This window comes from Shewanella scandinavica (assembly GCF_031932065.1).
In the GTDB taxonomy this organism is placed as follows: Bacteria; Pseudomonadota; Gammaproteobacteria; order Enterobacterales; family Shewanellaceae; genus Shewanella; species Shewanella baltica.
Genome location: NZ_JAUOES010000018.1, coordinates 25110 through 51140, shown reverse-complemented (window position 1 = coordinate 51140; position 26031 = coordinate 25110). Strand labels below are relative to the sequence as shown.

The window sequence follows — 26031 nt, the reverse complement described above, 5'->3', positions numbered from 1 at the left end:
GCTGATTCAAATGGAAGGAATAGCGTATGAACCACTTACTCCCCGGCTTTGAATCAAAGCAGCGCATTGCGTTATTGCTGTCGCTCACACGCATTAGTTCGCCCGAGGTGATTGCCGCGTTAACGCTGCATTACACCAGCGCCCTGCCCGCCGAACGTGCGGCGGCTCGCCACGGTATTGAACTGTCGAACTTTATGCGCGGGCAAAAGAAGTTGGAGCAAATCGCCGCCACGGTCGAGGCCATTAAAGCCATCGACTGGGCCAAGCTGCAATTAACTCATTTGCAATCAAGCCCTTTGCAACCGAAGCAGGTGGCCTAAATGACTCATTCAGCGGCGTTTCGCCATCTGTTAAATCATTACCGCAGCCATAAGTTAAGTCTGTTACTCAAGGCAAAAACGGGCGACAGCATCAAAATCGCGCTAGCACTCGGCGCATTAGATTGCCTGTACTGGCAAGCATTGGGCAACGGCTTAACCAACTTAGCCAAGGGCATTAGCCGCACCATAGTGTATTCGTACCGATATCACCCAATGCGCCTGCCCTGCCACGCGCCAGCCAGCCAAACAAGCGACAACCAAAACAAGGAGGCGGCATGAATACGTTAGCAGCTGCTGAACACATGCTTTCAACTGGTACGTTTTATAGCGCCAGTGAGCTCGGCGCTGAACTTGGTATATCTGCTGTAGAGGCATCTGGAAAGCTATTCAATATTCGCACATCAAAAAAGTACCAATGCGATGTGACTCCGCTACCAAATCGCAAAATCAAGGTGGTAGAGATAAACGGCAGAACGATTTCCAGCAAGTCTCTTTGGAATTTAGCGCTTTTTCAAAAGCCCTTGAATAAGGAGGCGGCATGAATACGTTTAGCACCAAAGATGGCGTGGTCACGTTATCTAAGCCCTACTCAACCTTGATGTGCGATCAGCAACAAATCGAAGTGAAGTACACCCCAAACAACTATCAAGGCTGGGGCATTTGTAAGTCGTTTAACGCCATCGAGTGCAGCGACTTCGGCCAAGCCGACGCCGAAGTATTCGCACTCAACGCAGAATCAAAACTCAGGATAAAAGGAGAAGCAGCATGAACCCGATACAAGCAGCAACTGTAGAACGTGAAGAAGGTTATTGGACCCATCCCGATTTGCCCGAGTGGGATGAAGGGGTAACCCGTGTGGAGTGTGAAGCATGGGCGGCACGCCAAGGCGGCGAGTTTGTGGCGATTTGGTTTGAACTCGATGCGCCTGAACATCAGATCGAGCGCTACTTTGACGAGGGCGACACCGATATCAGCGATTGGCAACCCGTTTGCGACAAAGCCGGCTCATTCCTGCTGAGTATTCACGACACCGAAGATGGCCCCGTCGCGCTGTTCTTTGCCCCAAAGGATAAGAACTAGATATAGCGCCCAAGTTAACCGGCGCCTTAGGCGTAAGCGTAGGGCACCAATACTACCAATAAAAATGGCGAAGCTATGGCCAGTGTTGGTGTCCGCGTTGAACGCACATGATAGATGCGGTCTTTGGAGAGACCAATTTTTGCATTTATTTTGTCGAAAATATTCTTACAAGGCCCGAACTCACAAAGAGTACTTTCTTGCGAATAGCCCAATTCCTTCCACCATGAGTTCCACTCTTTTCTTGTCCTCCACTTCTTTCCACTTGCCATGAACCGCGGAGTTCCGCAGTCCCGCCCATGAAGTGATATCCTTTACATCTTGGGGTGTGATTTTCTTATTCTTTTTTAGGACCTCTGCATACTTATTTATTGATGGAGGGGCTGGAACTAATATCTGCTCCCGCTCAACCCAGCTTCTGAGGTAATTCTCTAAGGTTGCTCCGGCCAAAAAACACGCAGCGGCAGGGTGATTAGAATTATCTTTAAGTATAGATAACGCCTGTGAGAGAGTTTCGCTCGCAATTTCTTGGGCGGCAAGTTCTTTAGGGCTCGATTGAGTGAGCAGCCCTTCTTCTATGTATTGGCTCAAGGATTTAAGTAGAGCAACGAGTTTTTCTTTTGCAAAACCATCCTCAAGTGAGGATATGGCCCAAAAAAACTCATTATCCTCGCCAATGTGTGATTTCACATATTCCTTGGACTTTATTAGCGACCCGTACATAGAGTATTCTGATGCTCCATTATCCTCCAATTCATCTATCAGCATTTCTATTTGCTTTTTTTTCTCTGAAATAAGTTCCATACCCATTCGTAAATATCCTTAAATTTCCACTAAAAACGGATTATCGGGAAGCCTAAATCCTCGTTCATTGGCTAGTAAGTTGTTGCTATTTTACTACTTTATCATTTAGCAACAACTGTATCGAGTCAGCGTACAACGACTTGTTAAATTTCTTTTTCTAGCTTCCAAATTTTTTCTATTGCACTTATCATAATCTTTTTAAGTTTTCCATGATTATAATAAACAGAGCCGTATCCGGTTCCGCCATTAAGATACGTGAAAGCTAATTTATTTCTATTTATATCACCGCGAGTTCTTGAAACATTCCCGCTTATTCCATCCAATTCTAGAGAATACTTACCAAATGTATCCATATTCATTAATTGCTCAATATCTTTTTTAGTAAAAAATAGTTCAATAAAGCAATTTTCTTCAGTTCTAAGATCAAAATCGACACGTACACCTAGTGGCTCTTCAGTAACGACCCATGTTGTTTCATCCATAATTACACCTTGAAATTTAACGCAGCTTTAAGGTGAGAGTAACGCTCACCACCAAACCTAAACTAATTCACCGCAAACACGAAACCAAACCTTAAACTAAAAATGCTAAGCGTTGAGAAACACTCTTAAAGGCTTTGTATGATTTTTATACCTTAATAGGTTGTGGATGTCTCGGAGTATAATAAAATTCTTCATTATCTTCTTGCAGTTGCAAATAAGCTTCTACATCTTTCAACTCATGCGGTGAATATATTGTGTTGGTATGACCAACATTCCCCATAGCAACCCAACCAATCATATTGTCAATTGCATCATGCGATACTTTGTATGTATGCAATCTTTTACTAGTTCTACACCTCAGTTTTTCTGGGTTTGCACTATATATTTTCAAATGGCTGTTATAGCCATTAACTCCTTTAAGTGAAAAGCTTACACATAAATTATGTGCGAGCGGTAAGAAGTTAAGATCGTTATTTGGGTTAACAACAAAAGCATTTGGACTAATTGTAAATACAGGTCTTACATCCGTACTATTAAAATCATAACCAGTATGATATATGCCTGAGATGTAAATATTCTTAAATATTTGATTTCTTACTGAGGATAAATAACAAAAGGAGGTTGGCATTAATGCAGCTTCTGCCAACATCGAAAGGACAAATAAAGATTTGCACTTTTCTATAATTTCAGATTTTGAATTAACAACCTTAATCATTTTTTTGAACAAATGTTGGTTACAGTATACTTTTACATCCTTTGAAGGATTTATTATTTGTTCTTTTATGCTGTCAAAACTTTCAACCATTTCGTCTAAAAAAGGGGATAGTACCTCATCTTTTCCCTCCATTTTATTCTGAGGATTATAAAATCCAAGAACCATCTGAATAACCATAAAATTTAGCATTATTTCAAGAGTATTTCCTCGACTAGTGACATCAAGTAGCTTTTGGAATTTATGTTTTTGTATTAACTCATTAAATGAAATGGATGTTTTCATTTCATATTCTGATAGTTCATTCTCGATATCAAACTTTTCATCAGTTTCTTGATCGATTAGCATAAAACAATTTTTTGCGATTGCTACTGATGATATAGGTAACGGAATAACCCTAATTTCATTTTTTTCTTCATCTGGATACACTGTATGGCACCAAACTCGCTGTTTATCACTTGATTTACCAACCGAATCATCACTTCTAAAGTTTCTCAATACCCATTGAGAAAGCACATGCTGATTTCTTGTATATGTCATATTTCCCTCTGAAGCATAACGTCTTAGTATGTATGCGCTGCGTTAGTTGCAGGGCATAAATCGCTTGTTGGACTTGGCCGATGCCTTATCCAGATTAATTGGTATGCTTAAATGCTATAGGAATTTACTTTTTTTGGGGCCTGCTCTATCGTATCGAGCGTTTTCGAATTGATAGTATTGCTTGATTTTTAATGATTTCATTGAGATTTCCTTATCATTGTAGTGCTCCATACATCATTTTAAGTCTAACTGATTTTAAGAGGCTTAAACATTCTACTAAATAGCAGTTAAGCTCCGCGCAGCGGCTTAATTCAACGTCTTACTAAGCAGCGCGAAATTGTTAGCTATAATTGCGGGGAACGAAGCTAGCCAGCTGTTTTGCGTCCGTTTGAGTAATTTGCTAGGCGAGCTTTTCAAACCCTGTTGTTCGCAATTCAACCCAGTAGTTTTTATGTATTGAAATACTTGCTTGCCGTAGTTGCTCAATATCAACCCCTTCAACTAGGTTGATAATCAAGCTGTTATTGTCTATAAAAGCACTTTCCACAATTTCAAGCAGGTTAAAGTCATCAGCAAAAGCCGTCACATACATTTCGTAATTTTCTGGCTCTGGCAGAAATGGGCAATCTGCCTTGATATCGTCTTCAGTAATTTCTCTCAAGCCTAATCTATATTTCATAATTTTCCCTTAAGCATCATATCGGTCGCCTAACGTTTTATTAGTGCACACGCGCGTTTGCCTCAGTAAACCAGTAAAAACGTGCTTAGTTAATTACTTGTAATAAAAGGAACTTATCAGTTCTTTAACAAATAAACCATGCCGAAAAACACCGTTGCGCGAGTTATAAACCTATTATCTCAAGCCATTCATCAGTAAGTCATTGATTATAAGTGGCATATACTGGCACTAGCCCTGTAAACGAGCAAAAGTATTTTGATTTTATTTCGTGAAATGTGATCAAATCGAATAATACTGTATACATAACAGCATCTAAGACTGAGTCGTTATGAATACAAAAGACAGTTTCTATACCCGAATGTGAGGAATAGGCAGCACGATAGGTAAGGCGGGGAGATTGTAGCTAAGTGAATAACTGACCGACTGTTTTCATTGGAATAAACATTCTTACACGACCGTTGATTTCACAAAGAACCTCGAAACCATACTTAGCGTAAAATGATTCAGCTTGGCCAGTTAAGCAATCGATAACAATGGCATAAGCTCTCATGTGAGCGTTGATTTCCCAAAGATATTCTAGCGCTTTGATTAAGCTAGCTTTACCTAACCCACTACCATGAAACTCTTTATGGACGGCAAGTTGAGCAAGCAGAAAGACCGGTACGGGATAGTGTGGTAACTTTTTACCCATGGCTTGCGGCAAGGTATCACGGCAAATTGAACTTGGTGCGATAGTATAAAATGAACAAATTGGATATTTTTGATTGGGCAATGGCGTAACAGCAGGTAAAACCATTGTACGGCTAATACCTGCTTGCATGTGTTTCGCTGCCTGAGTTTGGATAAAATCGTTTAACTCTGCTTCGCCACAGTCAAATGATGCTCTATCGTGTTGTGATTTATCCAATTCTTTAAAAGTCTTGGAGTAACTCACTTAAACTCACCACGTTTAGTAAATGCTGCCGCTTCACGCAATGCCTTGTTCGGGGCCTTAGCCTCATCACAAGCCGTTATGAATTGGTCGAATACATCAGCTTTAACAGTAATGCTTTCGTGCTCAGCAATCACCTGAGTTGAATCTTCGTCCATTAAGCGAACGACGTATTCAGTTAAGCTTTTTAAACCAAGCAAAGCCGATGCTTTCTCAGCCTTAGCTTTGATCTCTTCATCCAAACGGATATCAAGTCTTGCAGTCGCCATAAAACCTCCTTTCGTACGGAGTAAATCCGTAATGGATTGGAGTATAAAGTTTAAACAACCACAGCGCAACTTGTACGGACACAGTACGGATGCGATTTTATTGATGTGTGGGGGCTAACGCTTCGAATATGCAGCGTGTTGTTCTTCGCTCCGAAGGACAAGGAGGCGGTGTGACGCCGAGCTAAGGTGTGTGCAACGCAATGCCGATGCTACCGCATACCACCTTAAACACTAAACCAACGTATAGTAAAAATGCAACGCGTTGTGAATCACTTAAGCAGTTTGTTAATGCTTTACGATCACAATAGAGACACCGTCATGGATTTCTAAATCATTCTTGAATTCAGATTCATCACGTATACTCCCAAGATCGTATATTACAAATAGCGTAGAACGATAGCCTTTAGAGTAAGCTAGAATATCAGCATTAATTTCATCAACGATAGTTCGACTCTTTGTCGTCGTTTTAGACAGCTTAACCTCAATAGCTAAACTAAGTTTTTGTAAAATAAAGTCAGGAACAACTTCTTTTATTGACACCTTTACACGACCAACTTCTCTATCGTAATCAACCCCTTTTTCTAGACCTTTGCCTATCAAAAGTTGCTCAATAGTATCTTGAACCTGAACTTCACGTTCTGGTTTATTAAAAGTAGCTCTACGGAGACTTGCCTGCAAAAAATCCCTAATCTGCAAGACTTTGTCTTCTTTATAGCCAACTTGAGATTCTAACATTGCCTTAAGAATTGAAAGGTTAGCATGAACTGAGTAAAAGAGAGTTTTCTGTTGACTTGCAACTGTATCGAATTCACTTGGTATTTTGCCAATATTATATAGATCTAGCATTTCAGCAGACTTTACTAGTGGAATGATTAAATTCGCTAACTTATTGTATTTTATTGCATAATTTTTATAGCTTGAATACTTCCATACATTAGATTCAGGCTCACGACTTATGCTTGTATCCATAGAATCAAGTAACGTGTTTGTAAACGCTAAATATTCTAGTAATTCTTGTTTGTTACCCATGAAATCTCCATAAAAATATAACTAACGCTTCAATCAGCCGCTGCGTCAGTAGTCGGCGGAATTGACTTGTTTGATTTATTAATTGGTTTTCTTAAATCTGTGATTGCGCTTTGAACAGAATTGATCAATAAAACTGCACCTGCGATAAGTATGTACAAATTTAAGTCGGTTACTAAATCTTTTAATTCAGAGATAAAAGTACTAGCTATCAAAACTCCACCACAAACAATTTGGAATGCTTGCAAGATCAAATTAGTAATTATTTTCTGATCCAATTCAGACTTATTTTTAAAACAAATAAATGCATAAATAATAAATAAAATAGCTGAAATAATGGCCGAGGGTATAAATAGGGCTTTATCCATTTTTTCCGCCCTCATCTACTGATTTTCCTAGCAAGGCGCCAATAATGCCACCAATAATCATTCCTGCTGGCCCCCCCAGAGAGGCGCCGAGAATTGCTGCCCCAGCTGCTGAGCCAATTAGTCGATTACTAATATGTGCATTAACTTCACGCGAGACCAAAATTAGATTATTTAGATCATCCGAGCCGCCATCAGACTTAGGAACAATATGTTCAATATATAGTTCATCCGGGCTTGATACTTCTTTACCTGTTCTAGAGCACCTTAAACCATCTCTAGCGATTAGTTGCTCTTTAATTTTTGAATTCATAGCTTTCCATTTCTTATAAATCTAACGTCTTAGTATTTATGCACATGCGCGTTTATCTCATTAGACTAGTAAAAACGTGCACAGTTAATTAGTTGTAATAAATGGAACTTATCAGTTCCTTAACAAATAAACCATACGGAAAAACACAGATACGTGAGTTCCAAACCTATTACCTCAAGCAACGTTAAATTAAGTCATTGATTCCAAATGGCATAAACTGGCACTAGCCCTATAAACGTGCACAACTATATTTGGTTTTAATCCGTGAAATGTGATCAAATCGAATAAAACTGTTTAAATAACAGCATCTAAGTGCGTACAATCATCAAAACTAAAAGCCCATATATAAGCTTAATCATGAAGAATACGTATGACTGGTGACAGGTAATCACCACAAGATATGAAATGATTTAGGACAACCGAAGTCACGAGGCTGACATACGACATTAAAACGAGTCAGCGCTATTTCAACTCTTCTTTTAGCTGCTCTATTTGCCGATCGATAGATGACACCAGCGTGTCGGCCTCTTGGGCTGCAGCGACTTGTTCCTGTGCTAAGCTTTGCTGCCAGGTTGCACCGGCTAGGTTGTTATTCGCATACTGCCGACTTTCACGTAAGTTACGTAAGCGCTGGTCACGCGCCGCAATCACCCGCTTGCGGTCAGCCTCAAGCCGAGTGATCTCTCGGGCAATACGTTGTTTTTCGATATAGGTACTGATTTCTTTTTTCTTATCAGAAGTCGCGTTTGAACCAACGCTTGATTGAGAAATGCTGTCATTGCTTTTGATAAAGCTACCAACGCCACTTAAATCAACTGGCTGACTGTTTTCATCACAGGGATCGGCTTGATACTTTCCATCAGCACATTTATAGACTTCGGCAAAGGCCGAAAAAGTAGGACCGCTCGTTAACACCAGCGCGAGTATTATTAAAGATTTTCTGTCCATAGATCACCTCAATGTTTATTGAGCAATCATATCACCAGCGGGGAACCATGAAACAACTTTTTAAAATCGGTGATCCTATAGTGAACCACACTTTTAACCACCTTATATAAATCAAATGGTTAAATTAAAATCTTACCTATCCAGCATGGGCGCAATGGAAAAGGTGCGGTCGAGCAGTAGGCCATCATTAAGATTATTTTTCAACACGTTACTATCGACTCAAGTAATTAAAATTTGCCAGTAAGTTATCGCTTAGAAGGGTAAAGAACCTTAATTTAAGCCGCAGATTACCAATAAACCTTAAGCTTAAAAATGGAAAAACAGTAAACGAGTTAACGTTTACTGTTTTATTGCCCCTCAGAGCTAGCTGGATTATATCCTAAACAGCCCGCTTTGGGGAGATTAAGCTGGTATTGAAGCCTGTCTCTGAGCCAAAACTATAGCTCGCTCCAACGTCTGAGCAAGTTATGGTAAATCCCCGTCAGATTAAATAACTCTTGTTCTGCAGCCTGCTGAGCTGTGAGTGTTTGAATCGCTTGATCTAGTTGAAATAGCAAGCGGCGCTGACCTTCATCACGAACCATACTTTGCAGCCACATAAAGGCGGCGGTACGCTCGCCCGACAGAACTGGCGTGACCTGATGCAAGCTGCTCGATGGATACAGCACTAATGAACCCGCTGATAATTTTATGCTTTGTTGGCCGTAGGTATCTTGGATAACTAATTCGCCGCCCTGATAGCTTTCTGGTTCGCTGAGAAATAAAGTCGCTGACAAATCGGTACGGATCATCCCATCAGGAGTCGAGCGGATAGCATTATCTATGTGATACCCAAAGGTTTCACCGCCTTGATATCGATTAAACAAAGGCGGATAAAACTGTAATGGTAATGCGGCAGATACAAATTGTGGGTGTGCCAACAGCCTGTCCATAATCTGCTGACCTAGCGCGACGGCTACTGGGTCGTCCTTATCTAATTGCTGATTGCGCTTACGAGTTGTCGCCATCGCGCCGGAGGTTTGATTACCGTCTATCCAGCAACGCGCATCTAACTGTTCGCGTAAGTGACTCACTTCTTGTTTTGAGAAAACATTAGGAATTTCAATCAGCATCTCTGGGTTCCATAGGGCAAAAAACACGGCATGACTTATACCGTTTATAAAACATAAAAGGCAGCCCGAGGGCTGCCGTCACATTAACTAATGACTGACATTAAAAATGCATATCGGCACTGAGCATGACCAAACGTCCGGGCGCCATGTTAGCAAAATGCGCAGTGTAGGCTTTATCGTAATAACGCTCGTCCATTAGGTTTTGCACATTCAAGCGCAGGGTCAGAAAGTCATTCATCTTGTAAGATGAAACCACATCAAAACGCCAGTATGAAGGAATCGATAAGGTATTGGCGGTATTACCATAAACCTGACCCATATAGTAGGCGCCAGTTCCGACATTTAACTGCTCAGTAATGTCATAAGTCGTAAATAAACTGATGCTATTTTTGGCCGTATTAGGGAAACGATTGCCATCGAAAGCGGCATTAAATCCATTACTTTCTAGACTAGCATCAAGATAGGTGTATCCACCAAATCCATGCCAATGCTCAGTGATATCACCTGAAAAACCAATTTCGAAGCCCTTCACTTTCTGCTCACCGACGTTTTCTTGCGGTGAATTGCGATCAGCAGAAGTCGCAACGCGAGCGTTGTTTTTCTCGATTTGGAATACTGAACCATTTAGCGATAAACGGCCACTAAAGAGATCCCACTTAGTACCTAGCTCGTAACTTTCAGTATCTTCAGGCTTTAAATCTTCATTGTTACTACCAAGACGATCTGAACCATCGCCATTAGATGTTCCTGGCGGATTCGAAGATGTGCCCCACGCCGCATAGATACTGCCGTTGACCGCAGGTTTATACAGCACTGATAGTTGGTAGTTTAAAAAATCATCGTCATTGGATAGTGACGAAGTCGAGTTCTGTGCAGCAGTGCTGTAATCATCCCAGCGCACGCCGCCGTTAATCATCCAAGACTCATTCAACTCTATGGTATTAAAGGCATAAACTGAGCGAGTGTCCGTTTCAGTCACAGTGGCATCAGTCCCTAGCGTCACGCTGCCGACCCAAGGGTCGTGAGGATTAGGCTTCGATAACAAAGTACAATTGTAATTAGCCAGTAGTGCATCATTACAACCCGCATTACGACCATTACCCGTATCGACCGTATAACTTAAGTTACTGGTGCGCTCGTTGCTAAATTCAGTGCCAATCGCAAAGCGGTTGGTGAATCCAGCCAGTTTAGCCTCACCCGCCAGTTGTAATTGGGTCGCGAGCGTTTTAGTGACTGAATGGCGTGATTTAGTGTTACGCCATACATAACCATTGGCGACATTGCCTGTCGTGTCATCGGGGTTGGTCACAATGTAATAATTGGTATTACGGCTATACACTGAGGTCGACGTAAATTGCATGTCATTGTTGAAGTCATGGCTTATCAGCACTGAAGCTGTGTCGTCATTATTATCGCGAAAATCCCGCGACAATAAGCCATAGAAGTTATTGGGATCAACATCGGCAGGCTTACCTGTCGCTTGATCATAGGGGATCCCATAGTCAGGTATGTCATGGTTTTCAAAATGATAGTATTCCAACGTCACCTTAGTGGGTGTCGTCAAGCCAAATGTCACCGAGGGTGCAATGCCCCAACGATTACCAGAGACTTCATCACGACCTGGTGTATTGGCATCGTGCGCCATTAGATTCACCCGCACGGCAGCTTCATCTGCAATCACATGGTTAACGTCAAGGCTGGCGCGTTTTAAAGCATCAGTACCAATCGCAACATCCGCATTAATAAAATCTTCGGCTTGGGCTTTTTTAGTCACGATATTGATACTACCGCCAACTGCACCACGGCCGTTATAAACAGAACTCGGCCCCTTTAGCACCTCAATTTGTTCGATGTTAAAAGTCTCACGGCTCTGGGAGCCCACATCCCGCATACCGTTAATAAACGTTGAAGATTGAGCGTCATAACCACGAATAAACGGCCTGTCACCATAGGGGTTACCACCTTCACCCGTACCAAGCGTAATACCAGGTGTTGCACGCAGAGCATCAGTAAAACTTTGTGCCCCCATGTCTTTGATCAGATCTTGATTAATCACAGTGACCGTTTTAGCGCTATTGAGCAGATCATCAGTAAATTTACCGGATTGTACTTTGCGCGTGTTGTAGCCCAAATATTCGCCGTTAACCTCAATATGTTCGACTTTCTTACCAGCGACTTGTGCCTGCTCCGCTGCTATCGCAGGGGTAGCTGATACAGCCATACCTATAGTTAATGAACCTAAAACATGGGCGCCGAGTGCGACTCGGCCATTGCGGCGTTTTGCAAATTTCATTAAAAGCATTCCTGTTGCGGACTAAACCCTGTAACAGATGTCCCCCACCTGTTAATCGCCCGCTAATATATGTAAAATCATTTATGTGATCAATAACTATTATCATTTACATTCAAGTTTAATGTAAATCACAGTTTCAGCTTTTATCATCGTTAAATGCTACAGGCATCATTTGAGCTAAATTTATGGTTAAAATTTCATAATTATTTGTAAATAAAGAAATTTAACATTAAAACTTTAAACGTCTACTGAAATGACCGTGATCCTCAATTTGCAGTATAATAACCAGCACTATCAGCCTTTAGATTGAAATCCATCTTCTAACCTGAGTGGATATCATGTAAAAATGTGCTGTTGCAGTATCGTTTTAAGCATTTTCATGGAAAGCTCTTTACGCTAAATAACAAGAAAATAGTGAAATTAACCTCACATTTCCATTTGTGTCATCTAAGCTGAAGAGTGTGATCAAGATTGCTGTCAATAAGCAACTTTTCTAATAGCCTTAAGCCATGCCATTACTCCATGGTTTAGGCTCAAAAGAGGACAAACTTAGGCATGAACGTTAATTTTATTAATCCTTTCCTCCAATCTCTGCTCAATGTCATCTCAACTATGGCGAGCATGGATTTGACGCCGGGCAAACCTCAAATCAAATCAGATAACTTAGCAAAGGGGGATGTGTCAGGCCTTATTGGACTCGTTGGCCCTCAAACAAAAGGATCACTATCGATTACCTTCGAACAAAAGCTAGTTTTGCAGATAATGCAGAATATGCTGGGCGAAAACCCGGGTAAAATTAACGAGGAAGTGACTGACCTAGTGGGTGAAATCACCAACATGGTGACTGGAGGCGCAAAAAATCTATTGGGTCAGAAAGGCTATGAGTTTGAAATGGCCACCCCTATGGTCGTGTCAGGAAAAGGCCATACCATTTCCCATAAAGCCAATGGCACTAAGATTATCATGCCTTTTACCAGCCCACATGGGACTGCTTATATCGAAATATGCTTTGAAAACTAAAAGCTTAAAATGTACCAAGCCAACATGGCTCAAATTACATTAACGCTCCTGTCGCTCTGGATCTTATGTTTCATTTGCTTATTTAAAGCTAGATAACAAAGATCAGAACGGCTGGATTACCAGCACCTGAATATACTTTTACCATTCATTTCACTGTCTCATTAGTGTCTAATGACCACTTCAATTCGCGCGGCTCTATCCGTAAACATATCGAGTCATCCAGCCTGCACATCAAATCAGTACTTAACTGAAATGCGCTTATCTAAGCCCTACTCGCTCAGCACACATACACTGCAAAAATGACTAACCTATGACGGTTTTATTCACTGCAATCAGTAGATGCAAACATAGTGCTGATGATTAACCACGAGACTTCATCTTATACTTTCTACAAATAAAAAACGGTGTTTAACACACCGTTTTTATGATTCTGCATTTCAAGCTGAAGACACTCAAGCTAACGAGGTTCATTTCACCAGGCTAGTCTCATGAGACCAAGCACGCGAGATTAAGCTCATGAGAGTAAACTCACGCGATGAAGTTAACAAAGCTAAGCTAAACAAACCGCAACCCTTGGGGTGAGCTTAGTGACTAATTCATAAGCGATAGTACCAATATGCTCAGCGACTTCTTCTACGGGTAATGCTTTACCCCACAACAAAGCGCTATCGCCAACCTTATCCTGCGCATCTTGGCCTAAGTCGACAGTCAACATGTCCATAGAGACGCGACCAACTATGGGTACGCGACGACCATTGACCCACACAGGTGTACCTTCCGGTGCATTACGGGGATAACCATCACCATAACCAATTGCGACAACACCCAAACGGGTATCTTGCTTCGCGGTCCAGAAACAACCATAACCCACTGGCTGATTGGCTTTATGATCCCGCACCGCAATCAACTGTGATACCAGTTCCATCGCAGGTACTAGTCCGTGATTCGCACCGCAATCTCCCGTGACAGGTGACACACCATAGAGTGCGATTCCCGGACGGATCCAATCGCCTTGGCTTTGCGGCCAATACAAGGCACCGGCGGAGTTGGCTAAGGTTCTAAATCCGGGTAAGCCAGCCGTTAAGGAATTAAAAGCCGCCATCTGCACTGAGGTATAAGTGTTATCTGGCTCATCTGCGCAGGCAAAATGCGTCATCAAATGAATCGGTTTTGCCACATTGGAACAGGCCATTAATCGGTCGTAAACCGTTGAGAATTGCTCGGGCGTAAAGCCTAAGCGATGCATACCTGAATCCACTTTCAGCCAAACAGTCACAGGTTTAGGCAGCACGGTTTGCTCTAACATCTCAAGCTGAGAGCTATGATGCACCACAGTGTCGATATCATGCCCGACGAGTAACGGGAGATCGGTGGCGCGGAAAAAACCTTCCAGCAATAACAACCGAGCTGTCACGCCGCCCGCTCGTAATTCTAAGGCTTCATCCAATCGTGCTAAGCCAAAGCCATCGGCACTGACTAAACAATTAGCGACATTCAATAATCCATGACCATAGCCGTTCGCTTTAACGACGGCCATTACGCGACTCGCTGGTGCCTGTTGACGCAACGCAGCGAGATTGGTTTGCAGTGCACTACTGCTAATTTCTGCACGGGGAAAAGGGTTCAAAATTTACCTTGCTCACTCAGGAAATAAAAAGTCACGGATATAAAAAATACATCAGCACAGCACGTCTTCTGCATACGCAAATTTACTATTTTCAAACATGAATTTAGTCTTCTTCAAACTGAGGTCCGGCATAATTATCGAAGCGCGAAAACTGCCCTTGGAAGGTGAGTCGCACCCGACCAATCGGGCCGTTACGTTGCTTACCAATAATGATTTCGGCCGTACCTTTATCTTGAGAATCGTTGTTATACACTTCATCGCGATAAATAAACATGATGAGATCCGCATCTTGCTCGATAGCGCCCGATTCACGCAAATCCGAGTTTACCGGGCGTTTATCGGCCCTTTGCTCGAGCGAGCGGTTAAGCTGTGACAGAGCAATAATCGGAATTTCCAACTCTTTAGCTAATGCCTTGAGCGAGCGTGAAATCTCAGAAATCTCTAAGGTACGGTTATCTTTCAAGGCGGGCACCTGCATTAACTGCAGGTAATCTATCATGATCATCGACAGGCCGCCGTATTCACGAGCGATACGACGCGCGCGGCTACGAACTTCAGTTGGCGTTAAGCCCGAACCATCATCGATATACATTTTGCCTTGCTCGAGCATAATCCCCATGGTCGATGAAACCCGCGCCCAATCCTCATCATCGAGTTGGCCAGTACGGATTTTGGTTTGATCGACGCGGCCCAAGGAGGCCAACATACGCATCATAATCTGTTCTGACGGCATCTCGAGACTGAAGATAAGCACAGGTTTGTCTTCATTCATTGCGGCTTGTTCGCACAAGTTCATCGCGAAGGTGGTTTTACCCATAGAAGGACGCGCCGCAACGATAATCAAGTCACCGGACTGGAAACCAGCGGTCATCTTATCCAGATCGTTAAAGCCGCTCGATACCCCTGTCACACCGTTGTGGGGGTTATTGTAAAGCTGCTCAATCTTATCGACGGTTTTTTCTAGAATGGTTTTAATGCCTTCGGGACCTTCATTGGCATTGGTGCGCATCTCAGCGATCTTAAAGACTTTACTCTCAGCAAGGTCGAGTAATTCACCCGAGTCGCGGCCTTCTGGGTTGTAACCCGCATCGGCAATTTCGTGCGCGACGCGGATCATGTCACGTACTACGGCACGTTCACGGACGATTTCAGCGTAGGATAAAATGTTGCCCGCACTTGGGGTATTTTTCGCAATCTCACCTAAATAGGCAAAACCACCGGCATCTTCTAATTGATTTTCAACTTCGAGCTGTTCAGAAACCGTGATCAAATCGATCGGCTGCCCCAAATCGACCAATCTGTGCATGGCAGAGAAGATCATCTTGTGTGAACGGGAGTAAAAGTCATCTTTTACGACGGCCTCAGCTACCCTGTCCCACGCTTCGGCATCTAACATCAAGCCGCCTAATACCGATTGTTCAGCCTCAATTGAATGCGGTGGCAGCTTGAGTCCATCAAGCTGCAAATCTCTTGGCTTACTTTTAGGCTTAAAAGCACCTTGTTGTGACATTAACGCTCCCGATTTCCAACAACTTAACAAAATATGATATAAAACCCGCGTCAAGCAAACAGGATGTTTACACTCGCCTGTTATCTCATTCCAACGGACACTCTAATAATCAATAAGGAAAGAACATGCGTATTGCATTGGTTGCGGCCTTAGTAATGACATCCGGCATAGCAACTGCCGACGAAGGACAATGGCAACCTTATCAAATGCCTTCTATTGCAGACAAACTCAGTGAACGCGGAATCGATATTCCTGCAGAAAAACTGGCCGATCTTACAAGTTATCCCATGAACGCCGTTGTAGGGCTGGGCTATTGTACCGCCAGTTTTGTCTCCCCCCAAGGGCTAGTTGTGACAAACCACCATTGTGCCTTCAAGGCGATACAATATAACACTAAGAAAGAACATAACTATCTCGAACAAGGCTTTTTAGCGACATCAATGGACAAGGAACCCTCTGCCGGTCCTAACGAACGTTTATACATCACAGAGGCAGTAACCGATGTCACCGCCCAAATCAATCAAGGCCTGAGCCAAGATCCGCTGAGCCGTTACGAAGATATTCAAAATCACAGCAAAGAACTGATCAAGAGTTGTGAAGCCGATGCGAATTATCGCTGTAATGTCCGCAGTTTCCATAACGGCCTAGAATATTACTTAATCAAGCAATTGATGATCCGCGATGTACGCTTAGTGTATGCACCACCAGAAAGTGTCGGCGCCTTTGGCGGCGACATCGATAACTATGAATATCCACGTCATTCAGGTGATTTTGCCTTCTTACGGGCTTATGTGGGTAAAGACGGCCAACCCGCTGCCTATAGCGACGATAACATCCCTTACAAGCCAAAGAGTTACCTTAAAATTAACGCCGATGGCGTGAAAGCCGGTGACGGCGTGTTCGTCGCAGGCTATCCAGGCTCAACCAGTCGCTATAATCTTACTAGTGAACTTAAGTTTGCCAGTGACTGGCTGTATCCCACCCAAGCTAAACGCTATCAATTACAGATTGATACTATCGAAGCTATGGGACAAAAAGATGCAGACATCGCCATTAAATACGCTGGTAATATGGCTTCAATGGCCAACCGAATGAAAAAACTCAACGGCCTGTTAGCGGGTTTTAAAGCCACGGATATCGTGGGCATTAAACAAAGTCGTGAGGATAATTTTTTAGCTTGGCTTAAACAAAATCCTAAGCTAAATCAAAACCTCATCGCTGAGTTAGAAGTGCTACTTGCCGAGCAACAACAGGCGTTCCAAAGTAATTACTACTTTACTAATGCCCAATCGAGCACCCTGCTAACCGCAGCAAACAGCTTGTATCGTCTTGCGAAAGAAAAACAAAAGCCCGATGCCGAACGTGAACAAGGCTATCAAGAGCGTGATATGGCTATGCTGAGCTCGCGCCTTAAACGTATCGATTCGAGTTTCGATGTCAAAGTCGATAAGACATTGTGGTTACAGGATTTAAATGCTTACCTAGGCCAATCGAATCGCGTGGCAGCGCTCGATAAAATGTTAAGTGTTAATAGTAAAGACGTAGATCTCGCGGCTAAACTCGATGGTTTGTATTCACTCACTACGCTCACAGACCAAGCCCAACGTCTGGCGTGGATGAATGCCGATGTTAACGCCTTCGAAACCAGTGCCGATCCCTTTATTCGTTTAGCCGTTGCCCTTTACGACACCAATATGGCACAGGAAAAAACGGAAAAAATCTTAGACGGCAAGTTATCCACTGCTCGCCCAGACTACATGGCCGCCGTGATTGACTACTATAAAGCCAACAACTGGCCGGTCTACCCTGACGCCAACGGTACGCTACGTATCAGCTACGGTATGGTCGATGGTTATCAATCCCGTGATGCGCTCTACAAACAGCCGTTTACTCGTCTTGATGGCATAGTCGCAAAACACACAGGCGTAGAGCCCTACAATGCACCGAAAAAGCTACTCGATGCGATTGCCGAACAACGTTTTGGCAATCATTTAGTGAAGTCGGTTTATCAAGATCCCCGCGGCTGGATTTGCAGACTCTTCTCTTGCTTAGACAAACCCGAAGAATTTAACTCTGTACCGGTTAACTTCTTATCGAGCGTTGACACCACAGGCGGTAACTCTGGCTCACCCGTCTTCAACGGTAAAGGAGAACTCGTTGGCCTTAACTTCGACTCCACCTATGAAGCGATTACTAAAGACTGGTTCTTCAACCCAACCATCACCCGTGCCGTGCACGTAGATATCCGCTATATCCTGTGGATGATGGACGAAGTCGACCATGCCGATAATCTGATTAAAGAACTGGATTTAGTGAGAAATTAATACCTTGAGCTAAATCAGTTGCTCTAAACAAAAAGCCGCTCACTGTTCTGCAGTAAGCGGCTTTAATTTGGGCTCGTATTTTAGCAGCGAATGCACTTTGAGATGATGAGATTGAATGAATAGGCGTATATCACCTAGCAATTATACCAATCGCATTAAATCCATCGCAGAGTCGATATCCAAACCTAAATACACTCAAATCCTAAATTTCAGCCATAAAAAAACACCGCCTAGGCGGTGTCTTTTTATATTTAAAGCGAGTCGTAATTAAGCTTCTGCAACCACAGATACTTTAACAACAGCTTTAACTTCAGTGTGTAACTGAACTTCAACTTCGAAGTCGCCAGTAGTACGCAGAGCGCCTAATGGTAAACGAACTTCAGCTTTAGCCAGCTCAACACCAGCAGCAGTCACTGCATCAGCGATGTCACGGTTGCCAACTGAACCAAACAGTTTGCCTTCATCACCAGCTTTAGAAGCGATTACAACAGCTTCCAGTGCAGTGATTTTCTCAGCACGTAGGTTAGCAGCAGCTAATTCAGCAGCTAATTTAGCTTCTAATTCAGCGCGACGAGCTTCAAATACTTTAACGTTGCTTTCGTTAGCAACAACAGCTTTACCTTGTGGCAAAAGGAAGTTACGTGCGTAACCAGCCTTAACTGTTACTTGGTCACCCAAGTTGCCTAGGTTAGCGATTTTATCAAGCAGAATAACGTTCATTATCAAATCCTCTATATTCGATTAGGAATACTGCAATTACTGATGTAAATCAGTATATGGCAGTAGAGAAAGATAACGAGCACGCTTGATAGCGCGAGCTAGTTGGCGCTGATATTTAGCACTAGTACCAGTGATACGGCTTGGAACAATCTTGCCACTTTCAGTGATGTAGTTCTTTAAAGTAACGATATCTTTGTAATCAATTTCTGCAACACCTTCAGCGGTGAAACGGCAGAACTTGCGACGACGGAAATAACGTGCCATGTTGACAGTCTCCTAAGTTTTCAATTCGACATTTTCGGCATGGATAACTAAGCGGTTTTGACCATTGCGCCCCTGTTGAAGCGTCATAAAGCCTTGCACTTGAACTTCCACACCTGCTTTCAGATCTTCTGCGACGCTTTCAAAGCGTGGGCCACTCAATATCACTTGAATTTGTACGTAGACGTTGCGGAGCATATCTGCTTCATAACGCTGCGATTTGTGTTCCAACATTATCACACTGTGTGCAATACCTGCTGGGCTTTTAAAGCGTCTTGAACGAGTTATCGTTCCTGACAACACCAAGTTATTGGTGGTCACAGATTACCTTACTCAGCGATTTCTTCAGCGTGAGCTTCATCGTATGAGCGTTCGCCAGCTGGGCCACGACGTGAATCGCGCTCATCTCTAGCTTTAGCCATTGGAGATGCTTCAGTAACGGCAACTTTAGTACGCATTACCATGTTACGCAGAACTGCGTCGTTGAAACGGAAAGCTGTTTCTAGCTCTTCAATCGTCTCTGCTTTAGCTTCAACGTTCATCAGAACGTAGTGAGCTTTATGCAGATCAAGGATTGGGTAAGCCAGTTGACGACGGCCCCAATCTTCTAAACGGTGGATTGTGCCGTTAGCTTCGGTGATAACACCTGTGTAACGCTCAATCATACCTGGTACTTGTTCACTTTGATCTGGGTGAACCATAAATACGATTTCGTAATGACGCATTTATTGCTCCTTACGGTTATGTAGCCTCGGTATTGGCTCAGTCAAACCAAATGGAGGCAAGGAACGAAAAATAGTGACTGATTTGAGCGCGAGATAGTACAGAAAGCAAGCCAGAAACTCAAGCAATAACTTTGCCTCGCCAATCAATACAGGTATGATGGCGCTTCATCTATATTCGGACGTCTGACATCAGCTAACCAAGAATAAAACATAATGCTAAAAGTTATTGCGCCAATCTTTTTATTTTCCCTTTCATTTCCTGCGCTTGCGCTTGTTCCACCTGATTATCAGGAACCGCCCAGCGATTTTACCGCAGAAATCGAAGCGGGTTTGCAACTGAATACAGGCAATACCGAATCCAGCAGTTTTAACGGTCGAACCCAACTGATTTACGACACTAAGCAAACCAAGCAAGAAGCCACGCTCAAAGCCTACTTTGCCTCAGAAAAAAGCAAGACGACTTCCGAAAAATACGAACTCCAACTCCAGTCGAACTATAAACTCACTAAGGGTTATATCTTCGGACGCGGTGATTTCACTTGGGATCAATTCGGTAGTTACACGCAAATATCAACTATTTCGAGTGGTTACGGTTTTAATGCCATCAGTAGCTACAAGACCAAACTCAGTCTCGAAGTCGGCCCCGGTTATCGATATAACTTACCGGCCGAATCTGTCGATATTCCCAATCCTGATGCTGAGAAAGATGTCATTCTGCGTACCGCTGCAAAGTTTTCTCAAAAACTGCAGGAATACAGTAGTCTCAATGCCGATTTAACTGCGGAAATGGGCGAGAACAACAATACCCTTACCTTAGACATGAACTACAAGAATCTGGTGTTCCAAGATTGGGCTTTTAAAATCGGCATGAACATCAAATACACTGAAGTAGTTCCAGAAGGTAGCCAGCAGACAGATACCATCACCACCTTCAACCTGCTTTATACCTTTAGATAACCGCTTTTAGATAATCCGAAGCAATACAAGAACACGACGCCAATGTCATCTTCGGCTGGCGTCAATGTGAAAGTTCCTCCGCCCCCTCTCAAGTCACTTCGACATAATCTAAGGATTTTTTGAGCAGAAATGCGCAATTAATCAAGATTTACCAACAATTTGCAACACAACATAAACACCAACCCCTGATATACTCACGGTTTATTATCAATCTTGTTTGTGTTTTCGGAGTTGTATATGACTAATCCGCTGCGCACTTTCGCCTCTTTATATAGCACCACCTTGTTAATGGTACTGGCCGGCGGTTTGCTCACAACTTACCTTGGGCTCAGGCTCTCGGTGATGAATGTGCCACAGATATGGATAGGCGGCATGATGTCGGCCTATTATGTTGGCCTAGTGGCGGGCTCTAAGATTGGTCATAGACTTATCGCCCAAGTGGGTCATATACGCGCCTTTGTTGCCAGTGCAGGTATAGTCGCGGCATCTGCATTGGGTCATGCACTTGTGGATGAGCTCGCGGTTTGGCTGCTCCTCAGGCTCGTTGTCGGCATGGGAATGATGTGCCAATACATGGTGCTCGAAAGTTGGCTTAACGAACAAGCCGAAAGTAACCAAAGGGGCACAGTGTTCGCGAGTTATATGATCGTATCTTACTTCGGTTTGATTTTGGGCCAAGGCGCAATCAGCATCTTCCCCGAATTAGGCCTTGAGCCATTACTGCTGATCGCGATTTGTTTCTCACTCTGTATCGTACCGATTTCACTCACGCGTCGTCTTCACCCTGCGCCTTTGGTCCCAGCTCCACTCAAAATTGCCCATTACTGGAAAAAAGCGCCGCAGGCACTCACAACCATCGCGATTGGTAGCATGATAGTGGGTTCGTTTTATGGTCTCGCGCCCGCCTATGCTAGTAACTTAGGTTTGCCGCCTGAAAAAGTCGCCACTTATATGACAGCAACAATTTTAGCGGGATTACTGGCACAATGGCCTATGGGGAAACTGTCCGACATTATGTCCCGCAGCCGCCTTATTCGTATCAACTGTATATTGCTTGGCATCTTAGCCTTAGCCATCGCCTTAACGCCCTATCATCCAGTGATTTCGCTGGTGATGACCTTCCTGTTTGGTATTTTAGGTTTCACCTTCTATCCACTTGCTACGGCACTGGCTAACTCACGAGTCGAACAGAATGAGCGGGTCGGTTTATCTGCCACCATCTTATTAACCTTCGGCTTAGGGGCTAGTATCGGTCCACTGATCGCCTCAACGTTAATGCAATGGCTTGGCAACAGCATGTTATATGGCTTTATGTCTGCCTGTACCTTGATCCTGTTTGTGCGGCTACGTTACGTGCATTCACAGCAAAAAGTCGAAACCAATGTCACCCAAGACTACATAATGGCGACGGGCGACTTAGTCTCTTCACCACTGGCGGCGGCGCTAGACCCTAGGGTTGATGTTGAATCGATTCAAGAACATATGACGCCCAGTGCTAACCTAGATGAATCTGAGCATGATTTAGGGGCTGATGGCGTCGATGACGATATTATCGACGCAAATGACAGTGATGAGGAACAACTCACCTTCAGTTTCGATATCGAACAAGCAGAGCCAGAAGCCGTTCAAACGGATGAAGCCGATAGCCATCTGGTTAACCTAGACAAAGCGCAGACATAAAAAGGCCAACAAAAAAGACCGATTAACTGTTTAAAGTTAATCGGTCTTTTATTACTGCTAATGCTAACTACAACAAATAGTTACTGCAACAAGTCGTTACAGCAAGCCTGACCGCATATGCGATATCAGGCAAGCATGAGCGTATTAGCTGCGGCGCTGACGCACAGCTTCAAATAAGCAAATACCGGTCGCAACCGATACGTTCAAGCTCGACACACTACCGGCCATAGGGATAGAGATCAGTGAATCACAAGATTCACGGCTTAAACGGCGTAAACCTTTATCTTCCGCCCCCATGGCAATCGCCAGTGGCCCTTTAAGATCGGCTTGATAAAGCTCGCAATCTGCCTCGCCCGCCGTCCCCACAATCCATACACCTTTATCCTGCAGGTGACGCATAGTGCGCGCAAGATTAGTCACTTGGAATAGAGGCACAGTTTCCGCCGCGCCACATGCCACTTTACTGACAGTCGCAGTTAAGCCGACTGAGTTGTCTTTAGGCACGATAATACCTTGCACGCCAGCCGCATCGGCATTACGTAGGCAAGCGCCTAAGTTATGGGGATCCGTCACGCCATCCAAAATCAGCAGAAATGGTTGCTCAGTGTTGGCAAGCAGCACATCTAGATCTTGCTCATTCAACACTTTCGCCGCTTTAACGCGCGCGACTATGCCTTGATGTTGGCTGCTTTCCGCTTTGTCATCCAAGGCTTTACGAGAAGCGACTTGAATCGTAGTGCCAAAGGCTTTGGCCTGATTGGCAAGCACAGTTAAGCGCTCATCGTCACGGCCTTGTAAGAGCCATAACTCGATAATGCGCTCAGGGCTGTGTTTTAACAGAGCTTCAACTGCGTGGATCCCAAAAATAATATCTTGTTTTTTCATTTATTTCTTTCTCGTGCTCCGCTTAGCGGCTTTTGGCTTTTTAGCCGGATCTTTTACTGCTGTCTTTTTCGCTTTAGTGCCCGCTTTAGCCTTAGGTTTGGCTTTGCCAGCTTCAGCCTTAGTACTAGGCGTTGCGGTTTTACCCGCTTTGCCTTGCTTAGCACCTTCGCGATTAACACGCTCACGGGCAGTCATCGGCTTATCACGGCTGGCAGATGCTTTACGCTTGCCGCCTTTGCCGTCATCGCCCAGCATGACTAAATCAATCTGTCTGTCATCTAAGTTAACAGCAGCGACCTTAACCGTCACAGGATCGCCCACTTGATAGACTTGGCCTGTATGCTCACCGATAAGGCGTTGACGCATAGGATCGAATTGGTAGTAATCGCTACCTAGACTTGATATATGCACTAAGCCATCGATAAACAGCTCATTTAAGCGCACGAACAAACCAAAGCTCGTCACTGAGGCAATCACAGCTTCGAAGGTATCGCCGACGTGATCTTGCATAAACTCGCACTTGAGCCAATCGCTAACATCACGAGTCGCTTCATCGGCACGACGCTCTGTGGTTGAACACTCTTCGCCCAATTGGTCGAGTTCATCGAGTTGATAATGGTAGCCACCATCCTGCGTCCACTTTTCTGTGGCTTCGCCTCTTTCCTTCGCCAGTAAATAACGGATCACTCTATGTAAGACTAAATCCGGATAACGGCGAATGGGCGAGGTAAAATGCGCATACTCTTCTAAGGCTAGACCAAAGTGACCTTCATTATCTGGAGTGTAAATGGCCTGACGCATAGAGCGCAGCAACATCACTTGGATAAGTTCAGCATCGGGACGGTCGGCAATTTGCAGCATCACGTTCTGGTAATCAGACGGCGTTGGCTCAAGTCCGCCAGGCATAGTCAAACCACGCTCAGCAAGGAACTCTTTAAAGTTCGCCAACTTTTGCTCAGATGGCGCTTCATGCACTCGGTACAGCACGTCGCCTTTGTGTTTCTTCACAAATTTAGCTGCAGAAACGTTGGCTAAAATCATGCATTCTTCAATGATTTTATGTGCTTGATTACGGCCACGCGGCACGATTTTATCAATCTTGCGCTGCTCATTGAAAATGAACTGCGTTTCCATGGTTTCAAACGCAATCGCACCACGCTCGGCTCTTTGCTCATCTAGCGCTAAATACAATGACTGTAAACACTGCAGATGCGGGAACAAGGCTTCATGCTCAGGTGCAATCGGGCCGCCTTCTAACATCTCCGCCACTTGGGTATAAGTGAAACGGGCATGGGAATACATCACAGCAGGATAAAACTTATAACCCGACAACTTGCCTTTGGCAGACACGGTCATCTCGGCGACCATACATAAACGGTCGACGTGAGGATTAAGTGAACATAGGCCATTGGAGATTTTCTCCGGCAGCATAGGGATCACTTGTGATGGGAAATACACTGAGTTACCACGGGCACGCGCTTCGGTATCTAAGGCCGAATCGGTGCGAACATAATAACTAACGTCAGCAATAGCAACCCATAAACGCCAGCCGCCACCGGCTTTTTTCTCCGCATACACGGCATCGTCAAAATCGCGAGCGTCTTCACCGTCGATAGTCACTAATGGCAGATGACGTAAATCTACACGGCCGACTTTATCGGCATCGGTCACTTCATCGGGAATTCGGCGCAGTTTCTTTTCGATCACAGGTGACCAAGTATGGGGCAAGTCATAGTTACGCAGGGCGATTTCGATTTCCATCCCCGGCGCCATTTGCTTACCAAGCACTTCAGTCACTTTACCCGCAGCCTTAACAAAACGACCTGGGCGACGCGTTAATTCAACCACAACCACATCGCCTTGACGGGCGCCGTTGCGATCTTCATTCGCGACTAAGATTTCTTGGGTAATACGCTTATCATCGGCAATGACAAATGCCATACCGCTATCAACATGATAACGGCCAACAATCGCGGCACTGCGCGGCTGGATCAAACGCACCAAACGCGCTTCGCGGCGACCACGACGATCTGTGCCCGCTTTTTGCGCCAGCACTTTATCACCGTGGAAATACATCAGCATATCGCGGTTCGAAATAAATAAGTCATCACCGCCTTCATCGGGTTTGAAAAAGCCGAAGCCTTCTCTGTGTCCGAGTACAGTGCCGGGGATAAGATCCATTTTCTCGGGCAAGCCATAGCTCTGCCCACGGGTGAACACAAGTTCGCCATCGCGTTCCATCGCACGTAGGCGACGGCGCAGAGCCTCAAGCTGTTCTTCCTCTTGGATGTTTAACGCCGCGGCAATACTGTCACGAGTGATAGGTGATTTCTGAGAACGTAAGTAATCGATAATATACTCACGGCTTGGGATAGGGTTTTCGTACTTATCCTGTTCACGCTCAAAATGAGGGTCTTTGATCATTCAATATCCAAATAATGTGTCTCTAGA

Annotated in this window: 29 protein-coding genes; 9 read left to right on the top strand and 20 right to left on the bottom strand. The window is 44.1% G+C overall.

Annotated features, from left to right (window positions below; all coding sequences use genetic code 11):
* Positions 1–26 precede the first annotated feature (26 nt).
* The 5 genes from Q4Q50_RS15310 to Q4Q50_RS15290 are packed head-to-tail and all read left to right on the top strand — an operon-like array spanning position 27 to position 1400.
* Positions 27–320: a hypothetical protein gene (locus Q4Q50_RS15310; RefSeq protein ID WP_311900046.1), complete on the top strand. Its 294-nt coding sequence runs from the start codon at positions 27–29 to the stop codon at positions 318–320.
* Positions 321–599: a hypothetical protein gene (locus tag Q4Q50_RS15305; protein WP_311900044.1), complete on the top strand. Its 279-nt coding sequence runs from the start codon at positions 321–323 to the stop codon at positions 597–599.
* Complete coding sequence (locus Q4Q50_RS15300; protein ID WP_311900043.1) at positions 596–862, top strand: hypothetical protein; 267 nt, start codon at positions 596–598, stop codon at positions 860–862. The genes Q4Q50_RS15305 and Q4Q50_RS15300 overlap by 4 nt, the downstream gene beginning before the upstream one ends.
* A complete protein-coding gene (locus tag Q4Q50_RS15295; RefSeq protein ID WP_259528264.1) occupies positions 859–1089 on the top strand; it encodes a hypothetical protein in 231 nt (76 codons plus the stop codon). Before Q4Q50_RS15300 ends, Q4Q50_RS15295 begins: the two co-directional genes overlap by 4 nt.
* The gene (locus tag Q4Q50_RS15290; protein ID WP_311900041.1) at positions 1086–1400 is read left to right on the top strand and encodes a hypothetical protein; all 315 of its coding nucleotides are present in this window, start codon (positions 1086–1088) and stop codon (positions 1398–1400) included. Before Q4Q50_RS15295 ends, Q4Q50_RS15290 begins: the two co-directional genes overlap by 4 nt.
* A 180-nt stretch (positions 1401–1580) precedes the next feature.
* On the opposite strand, the gene Q4Q50_RS15285 is transcribed toward Q4Q50_RS15290, so the two are convergent.
* The 12 genes from Q4Q50_RS15285 to Q4Q50_RS15230 form a co-directional block, all read right to left on the bottom strand.
* Positions 1581–2207, bottom strand: a complete 627-nt coding sequence (locus Q4Q50_RS15285; RefSeq protein ID WP_311900040.1) for a hypothetical protein — start codon at positions 2205–2207, stop codon at positions 1581–1583.
* 137 nt (positions 2208–2344) lie between these two features.
* Positions 2345–2683 (bottom strand): hypothetical protein, encoded by a 339-nt coding sequence (locus Q4Q50_RS15280; RefSeq protein ID WP_311900039.1) that lies wholly within the window; start codon positions 2681–2683, stop codon positions 2345–2347.
* Positions 2684–2828: 145 nt separating this feature from the next.
* Entirely contained in the window at positions 2829–3935 is a 1107-nt protein-coding gene (locus tag Q4Q50_RS15275; RefSeq protein WP_311900036.1) for a DUF4238 domain-containing protein, read from the bottom strand.
* A gap of 400 nt (positions 3936–4335) precedes the next feature.
* A complete protein-coding gene (locus Q4Q50_RS15270) occupies positions 4336–4614 on the bottom strand; it encodes a hypothetical protein (protein ID WP_311900034.1) in 279 nt (92 codons plus the stop codon).
* Positions 4615–5017: 403 nt separating this feature from the next.
* Positions 5018–5548 (bottom strand): GNAT family N-acetyltransferase, encoded by a 531-nt coding sequence (locus Q4Q50_RS15265; RefSeq protein WP_311900032.1) that lies wholly within the window; start codon positions 5546–5548, stop codon positions 5018–5020.
* Positions 5545–5814, bottom strand: a complete 270-nt coding sequence (locus Q4Q50_RS15260) for a type II toxin-antitoxin system TacA family antitoxin (RefSeq protein ID WP_311900030.1) — start codon at positions 5812–5814, stop codon at positions 5545–5547. The genes Q4Q50_RS15265 and Q4Q50_RS15260 overlap by 4 nt, the downstream gene beginning before the upstream one ends.
* A gap of 285 nt (positions 5815–6099) precedes the next feature.
* Positions 6100–6843 carry a PD-(D/E)XK nuclease domain-containing protein gene (locus tag Q4Q50_RS15255; RefSeq protein WP_311900028.1) on the bottom strand — a complete coding sequence of 248 codons (744 nt, stop codon included), beginning with the start codon at positions 6841–6843 and terminating at the stop codon, positions 6100–6102.
* A gap of 29 nt (positions 6844–6872) precedes the next feature.
* On the bottom strand, positions 6873–7208 hold the full coding sequence (locus Q4Q50_RS15250) for a threonyl-tRNA synthetase (RefSeq protein WP_311900027.1): 336 nt from the start codon (positions 7206–7208) through the stop codon (positions 6873–6875).
* Positions 7201–7518 carry an HNH endonuclease gene (locus tag Q4Q50_RS15245; RefSeq protein WP_311900025.1) on the bottom strand — a complete coding sequence of 106 codons (318 nt, stop codon included), beginning with the start codon at positions 7516–7518 and terminating at the stop codon, positions 7201–7203. The genes Q4Q50_RS15250 and Q4Q50_RS15245 overlap by 8 nt, the downstream gene beginning before the upstream one ends.
* A 462-nt stretch (positions 7519–7980) precedes the next feature.
* Positions 7981–8466 carry a hypothetical protein gene (locus Q4Q50_RS15240; RefSeq protein WP_311900023.1) on the bottom strand — a complete coding sequence of 162 codons (486 nt, stop codon included), beginning with the start codon at positions 8464–8466 and terminating at the stop codon, positions 7981–7983.
* 437 nt (positions 8467–8903) lie between these two features.
* Complete coding sequence (locus Q4Q50_RS15235) at positions 8904–9578, bottom strand: Fe2+-dependent dioxygenase (protein ID WP_311900022.1); 675 nt, start codon at positions 9576–9578, stop codon at positions 8904–8906.
* Positions 9579–9678: 100 nt separating this feature from the next.
* On the bottom strand, positions 9679–11871 hold the full coding sequence (locus tag Q4Q50_RS15230) for a TonB-dependent receptor (protein ID WP_311891237.1): 2193 nt from the start codon (positions 11869–11871) through the stop codon (positions 9679–9681).
* Between the two features lie 555 nt (positions 11872–12426).
* On the opposite strand from Q4Q50_RS15230, the gene Q4Q50_RS15225 reads away from it, so the two are divergent.
* Entirely contained in the window at positions 12427–12891 is a 465-nt protein-coding gene (locus tag Q4Q50_RS15225; RefSeq protein WP_006083037.1) for a chemotaxis protein CheX, read from the top strand.
* A 550-nt stretch (positions 12892–13441) separates the two neighbouring features.
* On the opposite strand, the gene alr is transcribed toward Q4Q50_RS15225, so the two are convergent.
* Positions 13442–14518 carry an alanine racemase gene (gene alr, locus Q4Q50_RS15220; protein ID WP_311891236.1) on the bottom strand — a complete coding sequence of 359 codons (1077 nt, stop codon included), beginning with the start codon at positions 14516–14518 and terminating at the stop codon, positions 13442–13444.
* A 103-nt stretch (positions 14519–14621) separates the two neighbouring features.
* Complete coding sequence (dnaB, locus tag Q4Q50_RS15215; RefSeq protein WP_106649436.1) at positions 14622–16028, bottom strand: replicative DNA helicase; 1407 nt, start codon at positions 16026–16028, stop codon at positions 14622–14624.
* A gap of 125 nt (positions 16029–16153) precedes the next feature.
* Here dnaB and Q4Q50_RS15210 point away from each other — a divergent pair, with 125 nt between their 5' ends.
* Positions 16154–18352 (top strand): S46 family peptidase, encoded by a 2199-nt coding sequence (locus Q4Q50_RS15210; RefSeq protein WP_311900020.1) that lies wholly within the window; start codon positions 16154–16156, stop codon positions 18350–18352.
* Between the two features lie 267 nt (positions 18353–18619).
* On the opposite strand, the gene rplI is transcribed toward Q4Q50_RS15210, so the two are convergent.
* From rplI to rpsF, 4 genes are read right to left on the bottom strand one after another with little or no spacing between them, the layout of a single operon-like run.
* Positions 18620–19072, bottom strand: a complete 453-nt coding sequence (gene rplI / locus Q4Q50_RS15205) for a 50S ribosomal protein L9 (protein WP_311891234.1) — start codon at positions 19070–19072, stop codon at positions 18620–18622.
* Positions 19073–19108: 36 nt separating this feature from the next.
* The gene (gene rpsR, locus Q4Q50_RS15200; RefSeq protein ID WP_006083042.1) at positions 19109–19336 is read right to left on the bottom strand and encodes a 30S ribosomal protein S18; all 228 of its coding nucleotides are present in this window, start codon (positions 19334–19336) and stop codon (positions 19109–19111) included.
* Positions 19337–19348: 12 nt separating this feature from the next.
* Positions 19349–19654 carry a primosomal replication protein N gene (gene priB, locus Q4Q50_RS15195; RefSeq protein WP_006083043.1) on the bottom strand — a complete coding sequence of 102 codons (306 nt, stop codon included), beginning with the start codon at positions 19652–19654 and terminating at the stop codon, positions 19349–19351.
* A gap of 8 nt (positions 19655–19662) precedes the next feature.
* The gene (gene rpsF / locus Q4Q50_RS15190; RefSeq protein WP_006083044.1) at positions 19663–20058 is read right to left on the bottom strand and encodes a 30S ribosomal protein S6; all 396 of its coding nucleotides are present in this window, start codon (positions 20056–20058) and stop codon (positions 19663–19665) included.
* A gap of 213 nt (positions 20059–20271) precedes the next feature.
* Between rpsF and Q4Q50_RS15185 the strand changes: the two genes are divergently transcribed.
* Together Q4Q50_RS15185 and Q4Q50_RS15180 are read left to right on the top strand one after the other, a co-directional pair.
* Complete coding sequence (locus Q4Q50_RS15185) at positions 20272–21015, top strand: DUF481 domain-containing protein (RefSeq protein ID WP_006083045.1); 744 nt, start codon at positions 20272–20274, stop codon at positions 21013–21015.
* Positions 21016–21252: 237 nt separating this feature from the next.
* A complete protein-coding gene (locus Q4Q50_RS15180; protein WP_311900018.1) occupies positions 21253–22695 on the top strand; it encodes an MFS transporter in 1443 nt (480 codons plus the stop codon).
* Positions 22696–22839: 144 nt separating this feature from the next.
* On the opposite strand, the gene rlmB is transcribed toward Q4Q50_RS15180, so the two are convergent.
* Positions 22840–23580 (bottom strand): 23S rRNA (guanosine(2251)-2'-O)-methyltransferase RlmB, encoded by a 741-nt coding sequence (rlmB, locus tag Q4Q50_RS15175; protein ID WP_006083047.1) that lies wholly within the window; start codon positions 23578–23580, stop codon positions 22840–22842.
* Positions 23581–26004 carry a ribonuclease R gene (gene rnr / locus Q4Q50_RS15170; RefSeq protein WP_006083048.1) on the bottom strand — a complete coding sequence of 808 codons (2424 nt, stop codon included), beginning with the start codon at positions 26002–26004 and terminating at the stop codon, positions 23581–23583.
* Between the last annotated feature and the right edge of the window lie 27 nt (positions 26005–26031).